The sequence below is a fragment of the Pseudomonas gessardii genome (assembly GCF_001983165.1).
GTDB classification, from domain to species: Bacteria; Pseudomonadota; Gammaproteobacteria; order Pseudomonadales; family Pseudomonadaceae; genus Aquipseudomonas; species Aquipseudomonas gessardii.
On sequence record NZ_MNPU01000001.1, the window covers coordinates 306985 to 327939 of the forward strand.

Consider the following 20955-nt stretch of genomic DNA (forward strand, 5'->3'; position numbering starts at 1 on the left):
TTTAGAAATCTTCTTACTATTGAACTCATCGAAGCCTGCCTGAAAGAACCTGGAATACAACCTTTGCCGTTCGGCCTGGCGCTTGGATATCCAATAATCAAGGAGCAGAGTCATGAACTTGAATCGTTTTGAACGTTATCCGTTGACCTTCGGTCCTTCGCCCATCACGCCTTTGAAGCGCCTCAGTCAACACCTGGGGGGCAAGGTCGAGCTGTATGCCAAGCGTGAAGACTGCAACAGTGGCCTGGCCTTCGGCGGAAACAAAACGCGCAAGCTCGAATATTTGATTCCCGAAGCGATCGAGCAGGGCTGCGATACCCTGGTTTCCATCGGCGGCATCCAGTCGAACCAGACCCGCCAAGTGGCCGCCGTTGCCGCTCACCTGGGCATGAAGTGTGTGTTGGTGCAGGAAAACTGGGTGAACTACAGCGATGCCGTGTATGACCGGGTCGGCAATATCGAGATGTCCCGCATCATGGGGGCGGACGTCCGACTGGACGCCGCCGGGTTCGACATCGGTATTCGGCCCAGTTGGGAGAAGGCCATGAACGATGTGCTGGAGCGGGGTGGCAAGCCATTCCCGATACCGGCGGGTTGTTCCGAACACCCCTACGGCGGCCTTGGGTTCGTCGGCTTTGCCGAGGAAGTGCGCGAGCAGGAAAAACAACTGGGGTTCACGTTCGACTACATCGTGGTCTGCTCCGTGACCGGCAGTACCCAGGCCGGCATGATCGTCGGTTTCGCCGCAGACGGCCGCTCGAAGAACGTTATCGGTATTGATGCCTCGGCCAAGCCAGAGAAAACCAAGGCACAGATCCTGCGTATCGCCCGGCACACCGCCGAGCTGGTGGAACTGGGGCGTGAGATCACCGAAGACGACGTCGTGCTCGATACACGCTTCGCCTACCCGGAGTACGGGTTGCCCAACGAAGGCACGCTGGAAGCCATTCGTCTGTGCGGGAGCCTGGAAGGCGTGCTGACTGATCCGGTGTACGAAGGGAAGTCTATGCACGGGATGATTGAAATGGTCCGCCAGGGTGAGTTCCCCGAAGGCTCGAAGGTGCTTTATGCGCACTTGGGCGGGGCGCCTGCGCTGAATGCCTACAGCTTCCTGTTTCGCAACGGCTGATGACCAAGCTGCTCCTACCAAACCGCCGGGAGTATCGCCATGCATGGGATCACGCAATTTGCAGTCTGGATCAAGGCGCCTTCGGCGGATGTCGCAGTGGTGATCGTGACCAGCGCCACATTGCCCCAATACATGATCGACAGGCTGCACGTGGCTATCGATGAGTGGGACCAGGTAGCTTATTTGGCCGTCAAGCAAGCCGCGGCGTTGAGGGCCGACTGGTTGCGGGACGGGTCCAGCCCGCAGCCCTCTGCTGGGGGCTACGTGTGCCATGCCAGCCAACTGTTGCGCTCGGTCTCCCACGGAAGCTTTTTACTGGATGTCGAAATGGGCACGGACCCCGGTATGACTTGGCTGGGATCCGTCTGCGGTCACCCGTTGCGCGTTGTCGAACTTGGAGCAATCGCTTCCTCAACTGTGCAGATGGATCGACAAGTGGAGGCGGTGTTATCGGCGACCCGGTGTCTGGCGAAAAGCGTGCTGCAGGCACGTGGGGTCATTTGACTGATGTCCTCGCAGCGGTAGTTTAACGGGGAAGGGGCGAAAGTTCGGGGGCTGACAAACCATCAGCCCTCGATAAAGACTTTCAACGGCGGTTCGTGCATCAGAAAGTTCTGGTGCGAGATGTTCCAGGCATAGGCTCCCGCGAGGGTGAACACCAACAAGTCGCCAATCGCCAGTTGTGCCACCGGCTGCTGCCTGGCAAGAACGTCTTTTGGCGTGCACAGTTGCCCCACCAGGGTGATGGTTTGATTGCTGATCTGGGCCGGCCGAGGCCCCCGCAGTACCGTGAATGGATGGTCATGGCCTTGAGCCGCAGGTGTGCGAAAGTGGTGAGTGCCGCCGCGGCCGATGGCAAAAAGTTCGCCGTGGCTGCTTTTGATGTCTAGCACCTGCATCACGTAGTAGCCACAGGCGGCGCTGACGAAGCGGCCAATCTCGAAACGTACGCGGGTCGCCCCCATGTCGTACTGATTGATCAGCGTCTGCAAGCCCTGACAGAAGCGTGGCCAGTCGAAGGACTGCGTTGCGTCCTGATAATTGATGCCCATTCCTCCGCCGACATTCAAGAGCGGCAGTTGCAGGTTGTGATCTGCGCACAGTTGGCGGAAGGTCAAGAAGTAGCTGCGGATCAATTCAAGATGGGCGTCGACATCCAACTGGTGCGACAGCAGATGAAAGTGCAGGCCCTTGAGTGCCAGAGACGGTTCTTCGCGCAACAACTGCAGGGCGCTTGCCAGACCGTCCTCATCCAGGCCGAACGGTGTGGGTTTGCCGCCCATGACCAAGCGGCTTTGCGGGGCCTGGGCCAGCTTCAGGTTCAGCCGCAGCATGACCGGAGCCTGCGTACCGCGTTCGCGGGCGATGCGTGCCAGGCTGCGCAGTTCGGTCACGCTCTCGACATGAAAGGCTGAGGTCCGGTATTGCAGGGCGATATCCAGTTCGTGATCGAGTTTGCCAGGGCCGCCAAAGATCAGCGGCTGGTCGGGGCACTGTTCATGCAGCCACGTCAGTTCGCCACCGGAGGCCGCCTCGAAGCCGTCCACCCACGGCGCGAGGGTTTTCAGCACCTGGGCTTCCGGGTTGGCCTTGGCTGCGTAGAACAATTCGCAGTTTTCCGGCAATACCTGGCGCATCGCCTTTATGTGACGTTCAAGGGCCGGCAGGTCGTAGACATAGGCGCATAAAGGCGCGTCGTGCTCAGCCCTGAGCTGCTGGATGCGTTGGGTAACGGCAACAGGAAGGCTCATGCGCGTTTCCTCTTTTCAAGCATCGCCAGCGGGCTGGGTAACCAGGTGTAACCCGCTTCGCGGTCGGCACGCATCATCAGGCGGGTCATGAAGTTTTCCTTGCTGGGGAAAGGTGCGCCGGCGCATAGCTCACGCAGTTCTGTCGGGTGGTCCAGGCGTGCGGATTGTACGTGCAGCAGGTCGCCGACCTGCGCCCACAGCTGCTGCTCCAGCGAGCCGCTGCCATTGGCCAGATGGAAGATCGCTTCGCCGAGATTGTTCACCAGTGCGCAGTAGCCCACTCGTTGCCAGGCCTTTTGCGCGCTGTAGTACACAGAACTGCGGGTACGCTCATCCAGTGCGCTCAGTCGTTCGGTGGGCCAGATTTCAGGCACCAGCTTGGTGCCTTCCAGATCGCGAATCCAGACCTGGCTGGGTAGCCCGTTTTCAGCGAAACCGATGACGGTGTTCTGCAAGTGCGGCTCCAGCGCCACGCCCTGACGGAACAGGCAATACAGCACGCCGCCGAGCATCAGGCCGGCATAGGCTTGCAGCCAGTCCAGCGTGGCTTGCTCAATGCTCAAGCCGGTGTTGTCGGCATAGCGCTGCAGCTGTGGGCGGCAAATACTGCGACCTTGCCGATCCCAGGTAAACAGCGCCATGGCCACTTGCGGTTGATATCGCTGGCGGTCAGCGTGGGGAAGGTTTTCCCGGTAAACGATACCGAAGCACTCGGTGACTTCTCGGGCCTGCTCCAGCGTACCCAGAGCACTGAGGTCCAGGCTGGTGGCGCTGGGCTCGGGCATCAGCCTGAAGCCGGGTTGTTGCGTCGCCAGCGCGTCCATGACCGGGCGGAGCAGGCGGGTGAGGGCGACGGCGCTGTCCAGTTCATACCAGGCGTTCTTGCGCACGCAGTTGGTCAGGCGCACGTGCATCGAGAACTTCATGAAATAGGCCATTTGCGGATGGTAGAGCGTGCGTACCGATGACGTCGGGTACATGGCCTGCCCCAGGGGGCCGAGGTATTCGATCAAACCCTGTTGTTGCGCACGCTGTACCAGCGGGTCGGCCAGCACGCGGGCGACTTCCCAGGGGTGGCACGGATAGGCATCGTCGCGCCCCGACAGTTGCTGCAGCGTGCTGCGCGGGTCCTCGCCCTGATGACGAATCAGCCTCGGGGCGACCTTGAACCAGTGCAATTGAAAGCGGGCTCCGACTTCCGGCGAGCAGGCCAGCAAATCATCATGGGAAATGCCCTCGCGACTTTTTGGCGTCGGATGCAGAGCGTGGCCCCACAGCTGGTGTTGTTCGGAGGCCAGCAGGCTGTCGGTGGCTTCGGTTGGGCGTGAGTGGCGCAAAAAGGTGCGGGTGATCTGCAAGCTGTTAGCGATCTGTTGCAGCAGCTCGCCAACGCGCTCGGCGCCACTCAGTGGGGTGCAGAGCAGGCGGGCCAGTTCGGCGGCACTCAGCGGTCGCCAGCTCTGGTGGTTGCCTTTGAAATAAGGGCCGCTGAGGTAATGGCAACGGCCCAGTAGGCTGCAGCGGTCGATGCGTACGATCAGCCGGCCGCTGGGCAGGCGAATACTGATGCAGCGAGCGTTGGCCTGGCGCAGGCTCATCGGCAGATCCTGTGCCTGATAGTTCAGGTTCGCTTCGTTGCGCGGCAAGGCGTATTCGCGCAAATAGCAATTGAGCAGGCATTCGATGGCATGTCGTTCGGCTTCACCATCGAGTACATGGTCATGCAGGGAGACAGTGTTCAGTGAGGTGGTATTCAGAGCAAGCGTCATGCTGGAATCTCCCGGGAGGCGATCAAGAGCGGACGGGCAAGTACCATGGCGGTTATGGCCGCCAGGCATGCAACGAGAAAGGGGGAGGCGATGCCGCAGGCCTGACTGACCAGCGCCGCAGTGATCCCGGCCGCGGTGCCGGCCCATTTGCCGCTGGAGTCGAACCAGCCAAACAGGCGACCGGCGCTGCCTTTTTGGCTGCGCTGGCTCAGGCAGCGGTGCAGCCCGACAAAACTGAGCAGCATGCCGGCGCCGTTGAGCAGACGCAGGGCGAACAACGGCTCTGCCTGCACGCTCCAGAATTGCAGGGCGTTACTGATGGCCAGCAACGCCAGCCCCGGCAACAGCAGGTTGCCCCGATGTTTCTGAACCCAGGGCAGGGCCAGCAGGTAAACCAGGTGCGGCAGGCTGTAGAGCATGCCGATCAAGGCATCGTTGCCAATGTTCAGTTGCTCGCCGAAGGGCACGAAGTAAGGGAAGGTAACGACCATCGCGAAACTGAACAGAAATTGCACGGCCAGTAATCGCGGCATGTCTTGCGGTAGCTCGCCCAAAGGGTCTGCTTTTTTGTTAGCCAAGGCGTGTCTGGGGGCGTCCTTGGGCAGCGGCAGGATGAGTACGAAAGCCAGCAGGGGTAACCAGGCCAGGTAGCGATACAGGCCTAATCCCAGACCCTGCGCGGTCAACAGCCCCAACAGGATCGGGCCACTGATCATCGCCAGGCGTGCTGAATACTGTGTCCAGTTCAGGGCGCGAGACAAATCGCCACCCTTGAACTGGGTCGACAGGTAGGCGTTGGACGCCGCCATTGCACCGCCAAAGGTGCCCTGGATGATCAACGCCAGGACAAATACCGTCAAATTAGGGCTGAAGCCGGCCAGCAGAAAACCCGCAAACAGTCCGGCATGCGCACGCAGCAACGACAGGCGACAACCGTTGCGATCGGCCCAGCGCCCCCACATCGGCGCCGCCAGCGCGGTGCAGAGGGTCGGCAGCACGAACAGCACACCGATGGCCCAGCCGGGTGTACCAGGTGCAAGGTCGGTGAGGATGCGCGGCAGGTACAACGGAATCCCCAGTGCCGTAAAGGCCGACAGGTAATGCCCCAGCAAGACGCTGGTGATCAGGCGCCGTTGCATGCCGGCCCCTCCAGCAGGAAGTTGGCTGCGCTGTAGCCATAGAACTTATTGATGTCGCTGGCCCCGGAATGCGCCTTGCTGAACAGGCTGCCGGCGCTGAGCAAGTATTTGACCGGCAATTTCGGGCGCTCGAGCAGCCAGAGGTGTGCATCGTGACAATCGATGCCTTGCGCTTGGAGTTGTTGCAGGCATCCCATGAGACGCTGACGCAGCGTGCCGTACAGGCTGGACCGGGAGGCCAGGCCCGCAGCGGCTATCGCTTCCAGGATCGCAATGATGTTCAACTGCAAGGTAATGGTGCAGAACATCTCGGCCAGGGGCTGGCTGCTGTCGACGCGAATACGCTCGTCCTGCAAGGCTGCCGGTAGGTCAGCAAGATCCGGGCACGCCGTCGAAAAACGCTGCGGCCACAGGCGAGCGGCGTCGTTGTCCTTCATCAGCAGGCGTAATGGCTGACCTTGCTCGAACATCAAGACGGCGTTCTGCTGGTTGGCTTCTAGTGCGATGCCGTACTGCAGCCACAGTCGCAAATGGACCTGTAGCAACAGATCGAGATATTCCTCCAGCCAGTGTTGCAGCGAACCGCCATGGAAGCGCTCGACCAGTTGTTCGAGAAACAGGCGCCCGTCGGCAAGCGGGCTGGCCAGTGCGGCGACAGGGACCAGGGTGGTGTTCTCCAGCCCCGTCGGGTAACGGCGCACGATATAGGCCAGATGGCGACTTTCGGCGGCATGGCCACCGTGTTTTTCATCGACATGCAGATAACGTGAGGCCAGGGCGGGATCGCGCTGGGCTAAGGTCATCAGGGTGGTCTGGAACCAGTGGCCGTCGTAGAGGGTGCTGGGTTTTATCAGGCGCAGATTACGCGCGCCGAGCGTGCTGACCAGCAACGGCAATTTGATGTGCCACTGAGGTTGATGGACGCAGACCACTGTGCGCACGGACAGCGTAGGCTCGACCTGCATGGCAGTACGTGGCGCCTTGAATGTGCCTTCAGGCAGGCCGAATTGCTCCAGTTCGCCCCAGGTCAACGGGTGTACTGGCAGTAATAAATGGCTGTTTTTCAAGCTCGATGGCAAGCCGACCGCCGCGAAATCCGGCCAGTGCGGCGGCTGTGAGCCGGTCAGGGTCAGCGCATGGCTGGGAATCGCCAGCCAGTTGAGTTCAAAGCGCGGCGCAAACTCTGGCGCGTAGCCTTTGAGTGCGGCGGCATCAAAGCCGCTTTTGGCCCGTGCCGTTGGATAAAACGGGTGATCCAGGTAACTGGCCAATTGATCGATCTTCAGCAGCCTCTGCGACCAGTCCTGCAAATCAATCGCGGCGCTCAGCATCGGCGCATGCTGGTGAAACGCCTGGTTGCACAGGGCTCGGTGTTCAGCCGCGCAATCGGCTTCTTGCCGATACGCCGCGAACAGGTTCAGGCTATCGTCATCCAGGCCGTGGCTCAGGTGGCCCAGCCAGAGCCGGTAGCCGTGTTGCACCTCGATGTGACGCTGCGGCGACACCTTGATCCAGGCCTCGCCCGTACCGATCCAGTCCTGTAGCGGATACGCCTTGGCCACCGGCAACCAGAGTTCGTCGCCGCCCAGATGGGCGATTCGCAACCAGTGGGTATCGGGTTGCTGCGGCACGTGTTGTCTCAGGTCTGGCGCAAGCGGACAAATCTGCCCTTGGCTGACAATCCCGCGGATATCTTCGCGCAGGCAGCAATCGATGATGCGTCGAGTCATGAACGCCTGGTCCTGCAGGCTCATACCACCACCCACTTCAGGTCGTGCAGGGTTGCATTCAACTGCGCTTCGAGACCCACGTCATTGGGTGCGATCAGTCTCAGTACGCCAATGTAGTCCTTGTTGGAGTGGCTGAGGGTGATGGTGTCGCCGGTAGTGTGCAGTGCACGATAATCGCACCAATGGCCCTCACCCTCGATGTTGAAGCTGGCGCTGGCCTGACCCAGGCGCCCCGAACGGTCGGCTACCAGGTAGTGAACGGTTGCTGCGGCCTGGGCCGGCTGTGGGTCGGCCAGCTCGCCTCCCAGGTGCAGCGCGACAATGCGCTCGAACCAGCCCTGTGGCAGCAGCCGATCCAGCAGGAACTCGCGACCATCGCCGATGCTGCGGTAGTTGATTTCAACCAGCACCGGGCCTTGGGCGGTCAGAATGAATTCGCTGTGGCACACACCAAAACCGACCCCGAACGCGGCGACCTGAGCCAGCGCGGCGGTACGTTGGGCGCGGCTCAGTGGCCCATCCCAACGAGCGGCAAGTTCTACGAAATGCGGCGGTGGCGAGAGGGTGACGTCAAAGCCGCCAATCACGTGCAGGCTGTGCCTGTCACCCAGGGTTTCGAGGGTGAACAGGGGGCCTTCCATGTACGCTTCCAGCAACAGTGCCCGGCCCGGTTGTTGTTGCCAGAACTGCTCGCAGTAAAGGCTCAGTTCGGCGGCGTTGTGACACAACCGGACATCCAGGCTGGCAACCCCTTCACGAGGCTTGGCAACTACTGGCCAAGGCGCATCGCTCGGCAGTTTGGCGTGCGGTGTGAGCACCTGAAACCAAGGGCCAGGCAAGCCCAGACGTTGCATGCGCTCGCGCATGACCGCTTTGTTCTTGGCCGCATAGCATAAGCGCCAGTCCTTGCCAGGGCACTCGAATGCCTCGGCCACTATCGCTGTGGCGGTCTGCAGGTGATCGCTGTTGGAAAACACGGCAACCGGTTGCAAGCCCTGACTGTTGAGCGTCTCGATGACCGCCAGCGGGTTGAACACATCACATTCGATAACGTGCACTTGTGCTGCGATCGGTGACGTGGCGAGCAGGCATCGGTGTTCCTGAGCATGGTCAGTAATGATCACGATCGGCAACCCGCGTTTGTGCGCGGCCGGCAGGAAACCCTCGAGAATGGCAGGGTGGGCGACATGGGCAAGAATGACAAATGGCCGTTGCATAACAGTTTTCCTGGGATCGACGTTTAGAAGCGATAGTTGACGCCTAAAGTAAGCGAGCGTTCTGGCGCGGGCTGACGCCCCCATGGACTGGTATCGATGCCGCGGAAATAGTATTCGCGGTTGAACAGGTTGCTGACGCCGGCAGACGCGGTCAGGACGCTCTTGTTGCCCAGTTTGAACTCACGGGCAATGGCGGTGTTCCAGACCCAGTAGGCTGGCAGTTTGCCTACACTGGCAGTGGCATCTTCATTGCGCGAGTTGGCTGCATCGGTGTAAGCGCTGCTGACGTACAGGCCGTCAAGGTTGTAAGTCCAGTGCTCGGCAAAACGGTAACGGCCGTCAACCGTGAACTGATTGCGCGAGGAGTACGGGACTTCGTTGTCACTGTAGGTGCCATTGCGTTGCTTGGCATCGAGGTAGGCATAGCTGGCATGCAGGTCCAGATCGGGCAGGGCTTCTGGCGTCCAGAAAATCTCGGTTTCAAATCCCTGGTGACGTGTACTTCCAAGGTTGTTGAAGCGGTCGGTCGTGGCGTTGTAGGCGATCTGGTCATCGAAATCGATGCGATACAGATTGAAGTCGACGCGCATGCCGTCCCACGGCGTATAGCGCACTCCGGTCTCGTAGTTCCACGCCAACTCGGCGGCGACATCGCCTTCCTTGACGATCTGTGTGACTTGCGGTGGGCGCAGGGACTTCTGGGCATTGGCATAGACGTACCAGGCGTCGGTCGCCTGATAACCGACCGTCAAGCCCGGCAGCCACTCTTCGGATTTGTTCTCGCGCGAGAACCCGGTGATGCCATCGCCGTAATCCATACGAGCATTTTCATAGCGCACACCGGGGGTGATGGTCAGACGACGATCGAGCAGGCTGATGGCGTTACTGAGGTAGAACGCACGGGCATCGTCATTGAACTTCCAGTCCCGGAACGGCGTCGTCACGCTGCTGGCAACGTTCTGGCGATTGACTTTGTAATCGATGTCTTCGCTGACATAACGGGCGCCCAGCAACCAGGTTTGGCCAACGGTGTCGCCATCGATGGTGGCACTGATGCGTGGCTCCGTGCCCCAGACCTTAAAGTTGCGGGGGCCGTCTTGTTTGGTAACCGCCGTACCGTTTGGGGTGAACGGCAGGCCGACCACGAAGTTGCGGTAGCTGTCGTGGGCGAAGTTGGTCCAGCTGAACTCTACCGTATCGAATGGCCCCATGGCGCCCAGACGCTGGGTGTAAGTACCCCAGACGCGATTGGTGTCGCCCTCGAAGCGGTCCAGCGGACGCGTCGATTGCCGGGGGTCATGCTTGTAATCCTTCACGCTGAGGGCGCCGGCCAGGTCCATATCGGCTTTGTAGCGCTGGATACCGAAGCTCAGGTCGCGATCGTCATCAATGTTCCATTGGCCGCGCAGACGGTAGTTCTGCACATCGGTGTCAGAGTGCTCGCGACCGTATTCGCCACTCAGGGTGTTGATGTCCAGTTGCAGGCCGAAGTTGTCGGTCAGGTAGCCGCCGGTGCCCATGTAGCTATCCCACAACTGGCGCCCGCCGGCGTTGAGGGTCAATTTCTCTTGCAACGTGGTTTCCCACTCGCGGGGAATCGGCTTACTGATGAAGTTGATCACACCGCCAACGTTGTTTGGACCATATTGCACGGCGGCGCCCCCGCGCACGATATCAATGCGGTCGACGGTGGCCATGGTCATTGGGAACAGTGACAAACCGGTCTGGCCGTAGGGTGCCAGTGCCAGTGGAATGCCATCCGACAAGGCTTGAATCCGGCCGCTACGGCTCTCGTACAGCCCGCGTACCGAGATCTGTGGCAAGGCGCCGGTGCCGGTTTCATCAAAGATCTTGACGCCCGGTACCCGTTGCAGCGCATCGTCCAGACCGCGGGCACTGGCCTTTTCCAGGGCGCTGGAGTCGATAACGCTACGGCTGCCGGCATAAGTGCGCACTTCCTGATCGCTGGCCGTGCCGAGAACGTCTCCCTGAATCGTCATCGGCGCCAGGATCACGCTGCCCGTGGGGGCGGCGGGCAAGTCGGCCGGTTGATCCGCAGCCATGGCGCTGTGACAAATGCCCAACGTGATAAGGCTGAGGGAAAAGTGCAGTGAGGTTGTTGTTTTCATTGGACTATTTTTCTCATTTTACTGCTGGAGAGAATGTAGGCGGGCTTTCAATGCGTTATGCAACAAGCCCCTGTCTTCACCGGCCAGAAAGCTGCGGACCCCACGAGCGCGCCACAGCGCGTTTTGTTCGGGGGTGCGGGGATTGGCGCAAAACGGTATTCCAGCGCCAAGACAGGCATCGGCCATGCCTTGCAGCGCTTGCCAGACTTGGGGGTGGAGCGGGGCGGGCCCTAGGTCGAGATCGAGCGACAGATCCAGTGCTCCTTCCATGATCATGCCGACCCCTGGCAGTTGCAGAATCTCGCTGAGCGCCTCGACCCCGGCGCGGCTTTCGATCATGGGAATAATTGGGGCCTGGCGATTAGCCAGATCAATGTATTCAGGTAAAGGCAGGCGGCCGAATCCGGTGATACGCCCACCGGTTATTCCGCGTTTTCCCAAGGGGGGGAAGAAGGCCGCTTCGATGGCGCGCTGAACTTGCGCAGCACTTTCGATACGTGAAAGAACAATGGCTTCAATGCCAGCATCCAGTGCCCGGCCAATCAGTTTTTCGTCCACTTGCGGCAGGCGCAACCAAGGCGAAATGCCAGCAGCCTCACATGCGCGGATGCAATGCATGATGTCTTCTTCGGAGCGCAGCAAGTGTTCAAGGTCGAGAATGACGAAGTCATAGCCCGCAAACGCGAGCATCTCGCAGAGCATGGGCGAGGGCAGAGAGTTGAGTACTCCGTAGACGCTTTTTCCTTCGTTTAATCGGGAAAATACCTGGGAGGTTCGTATCACTGGCACAGGTCCTGTCGGCTCGGATGAGGTTGCTAATAATAATTATTCCCAAACGTAAGTAAACAATTTTTATGTGACCGTTAGGTGATATTTATAACGAACCCTATAGAACCGCTCCTGCTGAATGGGGCTGGGTTGGCTGCACCCTATGCAATTTGGGGGTTGAAGGGCTAAAGCGAGACGGCCTTATAGGCAATCTGATCGTTGACGCGTACGCGTCACCGTCAGGGAGGAGGGAGCTAGAACAAGGAGGGCCCAGGCGAAACCTCAGTGTTGGTGATGTCGTGTGGGTTCCGACCAGTGTAGTGGTTGGAACCTGTCAGTGATCATGGCTAATATGCGTCGCTACGCGGATAAGGACATTAGAAGACATGTTTCATCAAACTCACCTGCAGCGTTACATGCCCGGAGAGCGAGCACTAAAAGTTCTAAGGGACGAGGGGTTGTATCTCCGGAGGACAGACGAATATCCCGACGACCCCACCGAAGGTGATCGTGAGCACTTTGGGCACAACGAAAAGCGTATTCTGGAAATTTTGAATATGAAGGTGCCTGAGGCGTTGCGGCTGTCTCAGCAAGAGGCTGCGAACCTCACTCACGGTCAGATGGTCAGTGAGAAAAAAGACCAGTTTATCCAGAGTTGGTATTGGGATAAGCATATGTCTCGATTCATGTGGGATAGTTATGGGGGCTACGCAAAATCAGCCGATTGCGTCCTGTTTGTGGCTGATAGACTCAAGCTTGGAGATTATTTGGATCACGTACTGCCCATCGGATATAGATTTGAACCCGTTAGGTATGTTGTGAATAAACAAGGTCAGAGAGAAGCCTTTTTTACAAAAGATCCTAAGTTCGGTGTTGAGAGAGAGTATCGCGTAGCTCTTGATGTCCGGCAGTTGATATTTTTTAATCAGAAAATTCTTCCAGACTTCAAGTGGATTAAACGGCATGAAGGGCTCGATGTTTCTAAGGATGGCAAAAACTATCGTAATGGTGGCGTGGCCTCCGAGAAGCTATTCCGATATGTCGACGAGTCTGGTTTTATTCTCAGCGCACCATTCACCCAATTGCTAGCAGCCGTTCTTATACCAGAAGATGCTAGCAGCGAATTCGTGACTCGACTCGATGAGCTACTTCTCCTTAAAGGGTGCCAACTCAAGGCTCAGCGAGTCAAGGTTCCCGAGTCGGAAGTGGCGTGTGACAGCTAATCGGATGCGTCTGCTGAGCCCGCAGTTGTGTTGCAGCTTCTGCGCTGGTGTCTCACGAGTTGAGTACGAATTGGCGGTGGGCGTCAGAGGCAGGTTTGTAGAATCAGTGGTTTAGGCGGCTCAGGAGCATCTCTGACATAATCCTTTATTTAACATAATATACATTATGCGAAGTATCATATACGGAGCTGGCGGGCTCTGGTGGTCAGATTTAAAGCCTGGCACTGACTGGTTGACGAGTCATTTCCTCCAGCACCTGATCCAAGTGCGGCGCGAGCTTCAACACATCCAGGTCAACGGCTTGAACCGAGTTGGCTTCATATGGATACCGGGTGCCAACGAAAAGCTTCGAGCTAGCCGTGATCCATTTTTCCAGTTGAAAGCCTGGAGCCAATCTCTCCGACGTTTCACGCAGTTGGTTAGCCAGCTCAATAGGAATAGCGTTGTACAGATCCATCAGGCCATGCCTGTTTCCTGGCAAGCCGGCGACCAAACGCAAATGTCCTTCAGGATCATATTCAGACCTTGGAAATCGAGGGTCAGCCTCAACAAGGAATGACTTTAGAAGCAGCTCAGACACGAGCGCCGAATTCATCACGGCTGGCCAGTAGAGATGGAAATCACCGTTTGAGGCACCTTGTTCGAGGATCTGTGCGGCCCTCAAAAAAGCACGCGCTTCCTCGATAACCCAGGTACTCGGCAAACGCTCATAATCCATAATTCATTGCCCTTTATAGTGAATATAAGGATGACCTACCCTCCTCCCTTAATAACTATTAAATATAACTAAACTAAATAGTCATTTAGATGAGTTAACTCTAAACCTTAAATACTTCCCACCCTGCTTTTAATTTCATCGATCATCCAGATGGCTATCAAAGCAGGCCGTTTCGTAACGCGTACTCGTATAACTCCTTGTCATTGGCAACCCCCAGCTTTTGCTGAGCTGATATTTTTTGATGGCTGATGGTTTTCACACTTCGATTGAGCATATTGGCGATTTCAGAAACCGTGTGCCCGTTCACGAATAGCCGCATGACCTCCGACTCTTTACTCGACAGTACCTTTTGCCCCCCGTCCCCACGCGAATTCAAGTTGTTGACCTTGACTTCATTTAGCAGGGCCTGGACCGCAGCACCTATGTACTTTCTGCCTTGGACAACAGCCCGAATCGCATCAACAAGGTTATCGTGTCCGCTACTCTTGAGCAGTACACCCTCTGCCCCGGCAGTAACGATATTGTCCAGTATTGATGGATTGGTCATCATGGTAAGAATGATCAACTTGACATCTGGATAGCGCCGCTTGACAAACGAAACTAACGTCAACCCGTCTCCATGTTTACCGCCAGGCATGTAAAAATCACTGATCAAAACATCGGGCTTTACTTTGTCCATCAACTCGACCAATGCAGTCGAGTCTTGCGCCTCCCCTGAGACTTCAATGCCGGGTTCATTTTCAAGGGCCATACGAACCCCGAACAAAACAATTGGATGATCGTCTGCCAGAACCACTTTAAGGGTCATGATGACGCCTCCAATATAGGATCCAAGTACTCCTTCAAACGACCCAGGCACGGGTCAACCCGGGACAGGTGACCAGAAGCGGCGATCTCTTCAAGGTGCGAACAAAACTCTGCCGCGTCCATAGCGCCGATCGTCACCAGGGCGCCCTTGATGCGATGGGCATACTGAGTGACTGCCGTGGCATTACCCTCTGACAGTGAGTTCATCATAGCCGCCCAATCGTGCCTGGTTGTTGAAACAAACAAATCGCGCATGGCCGGTTTGATCTCGTCCAGTTTTGCCATCACATTGGCCTTTGAGCCCCCTGCAATTGAAACGCCAACGGCTTGCAATGCCTCTCGTAGTGCCGCGAGTGAAACCGGTTTGACCAGATAATCATCCATGCCCGCCTGTAAGCAGCGCTCTCCTTCCTCGGTCTGGGCATTGGCGGTCACCCCGACAATAGGCACGTTGACCCCTTCTGCCCGTAGCCGCCGGGTCAACTGGTAGCCATCCAGTTCTGGCATGTTCACGTCAGTCACCACGATGTCGAAGTGCTCACCACGGTGCCAGCGTTGCAAGGCTTCACGACCATCCGAGACCATCGTGACCTGGTAGCCCAGTTGCTGCAGTTGTTCGGTCAGTACCAATTGGTTGATGGGATGATCTTCAACCGCCAACACGTGCAACGTCTTGAGCACCGCAGGCACTAAGACCGGTGATGCCCGGACCCCGCCGGGCTCCTTTCTGGCCGCCCGTTGCAAGGCTTGCAGAATTCCGTGCTGGCACATACTGCTCACATGCCAACCGTCTTCATGCCATTCCGGTGTTGGCGCACCTTGCGGTTCAAGCCAGACAATGCCTGCAAACCGGTTGTCCAAAGCTGTTTCTGGTCGGTGCGGCCAGGTCACCAACAACAGGTCGTGGTGTGCTGAGTCCGGTAGGGTTTCGGTAAGGAGCTGCGCCTGGCCGTCGGCATGCTTGACTAGCGCAAGCAATGTTTCAAGTTGCTCGTTGGCGCCCGCAGACACGTGGACGATAGGCAGCCCTGCCAGGCTGGTCGGTTGCAGCTTTTCGGCAATCGCAAGCTCAAGCAATAAGGTAAAGCTGCTGCCCAGGCCCAGCTCGCTGACCAGTTCTATTTTTCCGCCCATCAACTCCATCAGCTTGCGGCAAATCGACAACCCCAGCCCCGTCCCCCCAAAACGCCGGGCCGTGGAATTATCAGCCTGGATAAACGGTTCAAACAGCTTGGCCTGCAAGGTATTACGGATGCCAATACCCGAATCCGAGACCTGGATCCGCACATCGAGTTGGCCAGCCGTATTTTCAGTGCCTTCGATCCGTATGACGATCTTGCCGCTGTCAGTGAACTTCACCGCGTTACTCAACAGATTACTCAGCACTTGCTGCAGACGGTTACGATCCCCTGTGAGCAGCGGTAGATCCGGTTGTAGACAGCAATATAACGCCACCCCTTTTTTTTGCGCCAAAGAGACGAAGCTCCTCGCCACACCCTCAGCCAACTCAACAAGATTGAACGGTGCAAACTCCAGAGTCAGCTGATTCGCTTCAATCCTGGAGAAGTCCAGAATGTCATCGATGATATTCAGCAGGTTACTGGAGGAATGTTCAATGGTGCTGAGGTAGCCTCGCTGCTGTGGTAGCAGCGTAGTGTTTGCCAGTAGCTCCAGCGTGCCCAAGACGCCGTACAAAGGGGTGCGAATTTCATGACTCATCATCGCCAGGAAGGTTGATTTAGCCAAGCTTGCCTCATCGGCGGCGTCTTTGGCCGAGGCCAGCATCAACTCCGCATTCCTGCGCTTATTGTCATCGCCAAACGAACAAAACAGTGCCGGCTCGTGGTGATACTTAACCTCGACCAGGTGAGCCAGAATACGCACTGAGCACCCGGTGCCCGGCCTTTTGGCATCAATTTCAAGGAGATCGGTTGCAGTTACCTCCTTGTCAAACAGCATCAAAAAATAGTCGCGCAACCCCCAGCGCCGCCCTTCGTACTCGACATCAACGGTTATCAGCTCGCCAGACAGCTCGTTCTGAATCAGTACTTCACCATCGCTCTTGCGCAGCAGGCACAACCCCACCAGCGATCGATCCATCACTACCTGGACCAGGTCACGCACTTCAAGCATGTTCATTGAGTCTGGCTGTTCCAAAACAGGTATTCGACGCCGAGCTCTTCTTGCTGCCCACACGGCACTCGCCAGCCCCAACGCCAGCGCGCATGACGAGAAAATAATGGCTAGCCAATTCACTGCGCCCTCCTCAATGAGTGTGACCTGATCAAACATTGCTCAAACTCTTGGCGTAGACCACCTTTCTCTGGTGTCGTCGGTGAGTCACCTGCTAGCGCAACCCTCCAATTCGCAGGAGTTCCTGCTTGAGCCCCGCCAGGGAAACAGGCTTGGCCAGATAGCCGTCCATACCTGCCTGCAAGCAGCGTTCTGTTTCGTCGGTCTGGGCATTGGCCGTCACGCCGACGATCGGCACTTTTATTCCCTCTGCCCGTAATCGCCGGGTCAACTGGTAACCATCCAGTTCTGGCATGTTCACGTCAGTTAAGACCACATCGAAGGATTCACCACGTTGCCAGCGCTGCAAAGCTTCACGACCATCCGAGGTCATCGTTACCTGGCAGCCCAATTGCTGCAGTTGTTCGGTCAGAACCCGCTGGTTGATGGGGTGATCTTCAACCGCCAGCACGTGCAACGTCTTGGGCACCGCAGGCACTAAGACCGGTGATGCCCGGACCCCGCCGAGTTCATTTCCGCCCGCCCGTTGCAGGGCTTGCACAATTCCCTGCTGGCACAGACTGCTCACATGCCAACCGTCTTCACGCCATTCAGGTATCGACGCACCTTGCGGGTCAAGCCAGACGACACCTGCAAATCTGTTTGCGAAGGTCATTTCAGGCCGGTGCGGCCAGGTCACGAGCAACACGTCGTTGTGTGCTGACGCGGGCAAGACTCCCGTCAGGGGGTACGCCCGGCCGCCGGCATGCTCGATGAGCGCGAGCAATGTTTCACGTTGTTCGTTGGCACCCGCCAATACCTGGACGGTAGACAGTCCCGCCAGGCTGATCGGCTGCAGCGTCCCGGCAATCGGTAGATCAAGCAACAAGCTAAAGCTGCTCCCCAGGCCCAACTCGCTGACCAGATTGACTTCTCCCCCCATCAACTCCACGAGTTTTCGACAAATTGATAACCCCAGCCCCGTCCCCCCAAAACGCCGGGCCGTCGAATGGTCGGCCTGGATAAACGGTTCAAACAGCTTGGCCTGCGACGCTTTTGCGATGCCAATGCCCGAGTCCGAAACCTGTATCCGCACATCGAACCTGCCTGCCGCATTTTTAACGCCACCGATACGAATGACGATCTTGCCGCTGTCGGTGAACTTCACCGCGTTACTCAACAGATTACTCAGCACTTGCTGCAGACGGTTGCGGTCCCCAACAAGTAGCGGTAAATCCGGTTGCAAGCAGCAGTACAGTTCCACGCCTTTTTTTTGTGCCAGCGATACGAAACTTCTGGCCACATGCTGTGCAAGTTCAATCAGGTTGAATTGCCCCAACTCCAAGGCGAGCTGATTTGCCTCAATCTTGGAGAAGTCCAGAATGTCATCGATGATGTGCCGCAGGTTACTGGAGGAGTGTTCGATGGTGCCCAGATAACCCCGCTGCTGCGGTAGCAACGTCGTGTTTCCCAGCAACTCCAGTGTGCCCAACACGCCATACAACGGAGTACGAATTTCATGACTCATCATCGCCAGAAACGTAGATTTGGCCGCATTGGCCTCGTCGGCGGCTTCTTTGGCGGCAGCCATCATCAATTCCGCACGTCTGCGTTCGCTGTCATCGACAAATGAACAGAAAAGAACAGGCTGATCGTTGTATTGCAACTCTGCCAACGAAACATGAATGTAGCGTTGGGTACTTTCATGAGGGGTAAATGTTGTCACACCCGTGCGATAGGACGTTTCACCGCCTTTCAGCGGGACACTCATAAAGAACTCACGCAGGCTTGCACGGCACCCGCCCATTTCGACATACGATGCGAGCATTGCCTTGGCTTTTTCACTCTGAAGCAATAACTTTCCACTTTCCCGGCTGAATACGCAGATCCCGACGGGGGCCAGTTCCAACATCGTACGGTTGAACGCCTCTCGCTCCATAAGTTGCACAGCCTGCTCTTGTGCTGGAAGAAATACTGCGCGGCGCATGTAGCGCATGACAATATAAGCCGACCCCAGCGAAGCAATAAAAACCAAACAGCCGAAAACCACCGAATAACGCACCTGCCACAACACGTCACTATAACTTGCATAATAAACAACCCAGCGCCGCCCGCCGCCCAATTCTTTTTTCAATGATACGTTGAATACAGGGGCGCCATAGCTTTCAAAACCGTCCCCCTTATTGTTCATCGCATTCAAAAACTCAATAGTACGATGGTCGTTCAAGTCCAGCTCTGGAACGCTACTTATTATTCGCCCGTTCTTATCAAGAATCATGTACTTGATACCCAACTGCGGCGCCGCGTTCATTTCGCTCATTATTGATTTTTGAACGCGCGCATGAGGCACCTCTATTCCGAGCCAGGCATGCGGCATCAGTCGCGATGAAATCGGTTCAAAGATATATGACTTTTTCTCGTTGCCGGTCCCCAATTGAAATACGTGCAGCCCATTCTCCAATTGTTTGGATCCGTCAACATCCTGAAGTTGCTCAGAAATCTGTTTTAGCTTATTGCTGTTACTTGTATCAGATTTGAATACATAGCGTGCAACGCCCGCGGCCATGTCAACGCAAATGATATTGACATTCGACTCGCGAAGTTCCTTACGCATTTGCGCAGACAGATTTAATATTCCATTATGGCTATCTGGCGCCGGTATGGGCTGCAAATAAAAGCGCTCTTTTCCCTGGTTTGAAGAGGGAGCAGCCAAGCCGCTTACAAAGTTGACGCTTTTGATCATCCCAGCAAGCAGAAGCTCATTTTTTTCAAAGAAGTCTCGGCTTTGAGTGTAACCGTTATTAAAATTCTTACGGTACTCCGAGGCTTCGGATATCACCGAGACATAAAAATACATGACGACAGCGCCCAGTACCCCGAGTATAAATGCAATCGCCAGGCAACCAATCAGCTTATAAGCAAATTTCGGATGTAAAACCCAATTATCTGGAAGGCGTTCAGTATGCTTCATCATGACGAAATACTATTCGCCGAACCAAACCTCTAGAATGAGAGGATTCTTAAACTCAAGCAAAAAACAGGAGGCCGCAGGCTTCGCCCCTCCCCCATTCAACCAAGCAACCGCTGCTCCAGCGCCGACGCCGTCATGGGTTTGCTAAACAGATAACCTTGCACAGTACGGCAGCCCAGTTTTTTAAGCAGCGCCAAGTCCTGAGGGTCTTCAACGCCCTCTGCAACCACTTTTATATTTAACCGTTCAGCCAGGGAAAGGCTGCTTTCAAGGGCGGCCTGAGTGACAGGGTTCTTATGTGCACCGTGAACAAATACACGATCTATCTTGATTTCGTCGAAGGGTACCGACATCAAATTCAACAGCGACGAGTACCCTGTCCCATAATCATCAATGGACAACTTGAAGCCCTTTAATTTGAGGCGTGCCGCCCCTGCAAGGTAGTCACTGTAGTCGTCGGTCTCGGTCGTCTCGGTCAACTCCAGCATCAGTGTCGCCGGGTCGCCTCCACACTGTTCGACAATCGCCAGTAAACGCTCGGGAAGCGACTCCTCCGCGAGCAATGAAACAGGAATGTTAAACGACAAGGTGAGCGGCCAGCCCATCTTGCGCCAAGCACTCTGGGCCCTCAGGGCTTTTTCCAACAGCATCGAGTTAAGGTGGTTGATCCAGCCCGACGAGATGATGGTGTTCAAGAATACCGAGGGCAACAGAATGCCTCTTGAAGGATGATTCCAGCGCGCCAGCACCTCGACCCCAACGATCCTGGAGGTCTCAAGATCATGTTGCGGCTGATACCACGCGGTAAACTGTTTGCCGATCAACCCTTCCAGCACGTCCACAGAGTCAGTGGGCATCGGTGATGAGACTGCGCCGGGCGACGCCACGGCCAACAGGCTACGTGTGCTATCGAAACCACGCATGGCAGCGCTGAGCTCGCCCGTATCAAGCGGTTTGCTCAATGCACTCAACTGCCTGAAACCCAATGAGCTGGCCAGGCGCTCTACCAACTGAATAAGCGCGACGGGTTGTGACGAAAGCACGACAAGATCTGGCTTTTCGTTCAGCTCCGCCAGGCGCTTGATAAATACAATCCCGTCCATGTCGGGCATGGCCAGATCGCAGATAATCAAGTCGTAGCGCTTGACCCTCAGCATCTCCAGGGCCTGAATGCCATTTGAAGCACACTCCACCTCAACGCCGATGTCTGTACGCAATTGTTGCGCCACGTATTCGCGCTGAAAAACATGATCTTCGACCAAAAGTACAGAGGTTGACTCTGCTCTGTGTCTGTTCGATGCATCGTACTGACTCATACATTGCCCTCGGTGGGTTACCCGTTACAGGTTAAGTATTCCTGCATGCGCCCTGC

15 protein-coding genes are annotated in these 20955 nt (G+C 56.7%); 3 read left to right on the forward strand and 12 right to left on the reverse strand.

Going from position 1 to position 20955, the window contains the following annotated elements; translation table 11 throughout:
- Window positions 1-112: 112 nt before the first annotated feature.
- Both BLL38_RS01285 and BLL38_RS01290 read left to right on the forward strand, forming a co-directional pair.
- Window positions 113-1129: a 1-aminocyclopropane-1-carboxylate deaminase gene (locus tag BLL38_RS01285; protein ID WP_076960950.1), complete on the forward strand. Its 1017-nt coding sequence runs from the start codon at window positions 113-115 to the stop codon at window positions 1127-1129.
- 39 nt (window positions 1130-1168) lie between these two features.
- Window positions 1169-1633, forward strand: coding sequence for a transketolase (locus tag BLL38_RS01290; RefSeq protein ID WP_076960951.1), 465 nt, complete (start codon window positions 1169-1171; stop codon window positions 1631-1633).
- 62 nt (window positions 1634-1695) lie between these two features.
- On the opposite strand, the gene BLL38_RS01295 is transcribed toward BLL38_RS01290, so the two are convergent.
- Genes BLL38_RS01295 through BLL38_RS01325 form a run of 7 tightly spaced genes read right to left on the reverse strand, consistent with a single transcriptional unit; the run spans window position 1696 to window position 11566 of the window.
- Complete coding sequence (locus BLL38_RS01295; protein ID WP_076960952.1) at window positions 1696-2880, reverse strand: type III PLP-dependent enzyme; 1185 nt, start codon at window positions 2878-2880, stop codon at window positions 1696-1698.
- The gene (locus BLL38_RS01300) at window positions 2877-4649 is read right to left on the reverse strand and encodes an IucA/IucC family protein (protein WP_083743020.1); all 1773 of its coding nucleotides are present in this window, start codon (window positions 4647-4649) and stop codon (window positions 2877-2879) included. The genes BLL38_RS01295 and BLL38_RS01300 overlap by 4 nt, the downstream gene beginning before the upstream one ends.
- A complete protein-coding gene (locus BLL38_RS01305; protein WP_076960953.1) occupies window positions 4646-5788 on the reverse strand; it encodes an MFS transporter in 1143 nt (380 codons plus the stop codon). Before BLL38_RS01305 ends, BLL38_RS01300 begins: the two co-directional genes overlap by 4 nt.
- Complete coding sequence (locus BLL38_RS01310) at window positions 5773-7542, reverse strand: IucA/IucC family protein (protein ID WP_076960954.1); 1770 nt, start codon at window positions 7540-7542, stop codon at window positions 5773-5775. Before BLL38_RS01310 ends, BLL38_RS01305 begins: the two co-directional genes overlap by 16 nt.
- Entirely contained in the window at window positions 7539-8735 is a 1197-nt protein-coding gene (locus BLL38_RS01315; protein WP_076960955.1) for an ATP-grasp domain-containing protein, read from the reverse strand. The genes BLL38_RS01310 and BLL38_RS01315 overlap by 4 nt, the downstream gene beginning before the upstream one ends.
- Before the next feature lie 23 nt (window positions 8736-8758).
- On the reverse strand, window positions 8759-10864 hold the full coding sequence (locus BLL38_RS01320; RefSeq protein ID WP_076960956.1) for a TonB-dependent receptor family protein: 2106 nt from the start codon (window positions 10862-10864) through the stop codon (window positions 8759-8761).
- A gap of 18 nt (window positions 10865-10882) precedes the next feature.
- The gene (locus tag BLL38_RS01325) at window positions 10883-11566 is read right to left on the reverse strand and encodes an HpcH/HpaI aldolase family protein (RefSeq protein WP_090412700.1); all 684 of its coding nucleotides are present in this window, start codon (window positions 11564-11566) and stop codon (window positions 10883-10885) included.
- A gap of 452 nt (window positions 11567-12018) precedes the next feature.
- On the opposite strand from BLL38_RS01325, the gene BLL38_RS01330 reads away from it, so the two are divergent.
- Window positions 12019-12855, forward strand: a complete 837-nt coding sequence (locus BLL38_RS01330) for a hypothetical protein (RefSeq protein WP_076960958.1) — start codon at window positions 12019-12021, stop codon at window positions 12853-12855.
- Between the two features lie 211 nt (window positions 12856-13066).
- Here BLL38_RS01330 and BLL38_RS01335 read toward each other — a convergent pair whose 3' ends face one another.
- From BLL38_RS01335 to BLL38_RS01355, 5 genes are all read right to left on the reverse strand, one after another.
- Window positions 13067-13573: a hypothetical protein gene (locus tag BLL38_RS01335; protein WP_076960959.1), complete on the reverse strand. Its 507-nt coding sequence runs from the start codon at window positions 13571-13573 to the stop codon at window positions 13067-13069.
- 157 nt (window positions 13574-13730) lie between these two features.
- Window positions 13731-14381, reverse strand: coding sequence for a response regulator (locus BLL38_RS01340; protein ID WP_076960960.1), 651 nt, complete (start codon window positions 14379-14381; stop codon window positions 13731-13733).
- Window positions 14378-16672: a hybrid sensor histidine kinase/response regulator gene (locus tag BLL38_RS01345; RefSeq protein WP_076960961.1), complete on the reverse strand. Its 2295-nt coding sequence runs from the start codon at window positions 16670-16672 to the stop codon at window positions 14378-14380. The genes BLL38_RS01340 and BLL38_RS01345 overlap by 4 nt, the downstream gene beginning before the upstream one ends.
- A gap of 55 nt (window positions 16673-16727) precedes the next feature.
- Window positions 16728-19586 (reverse strand): response regulator, encoded by a 2859-nt coding sequence (locus tag BLL38_RS01350; RefSeq protein WP_076960962.1) that lies wholly within the window; start codon window positions 19584-19586, stop codon window positions 16728-16730.
- Window positions 19587-19681: 95 nt separating this feature from the next.
- Entirely contained in the window at window positions 19682-20899 is a 1218-nt protein-coding gene (locus BLL38_RS01355) for an EAL domain-containing response regulator (protein WP_076960963.1), read from the reverse strand.
- Window positions 20900-20955: the final 56 nt, after the last annotated feature.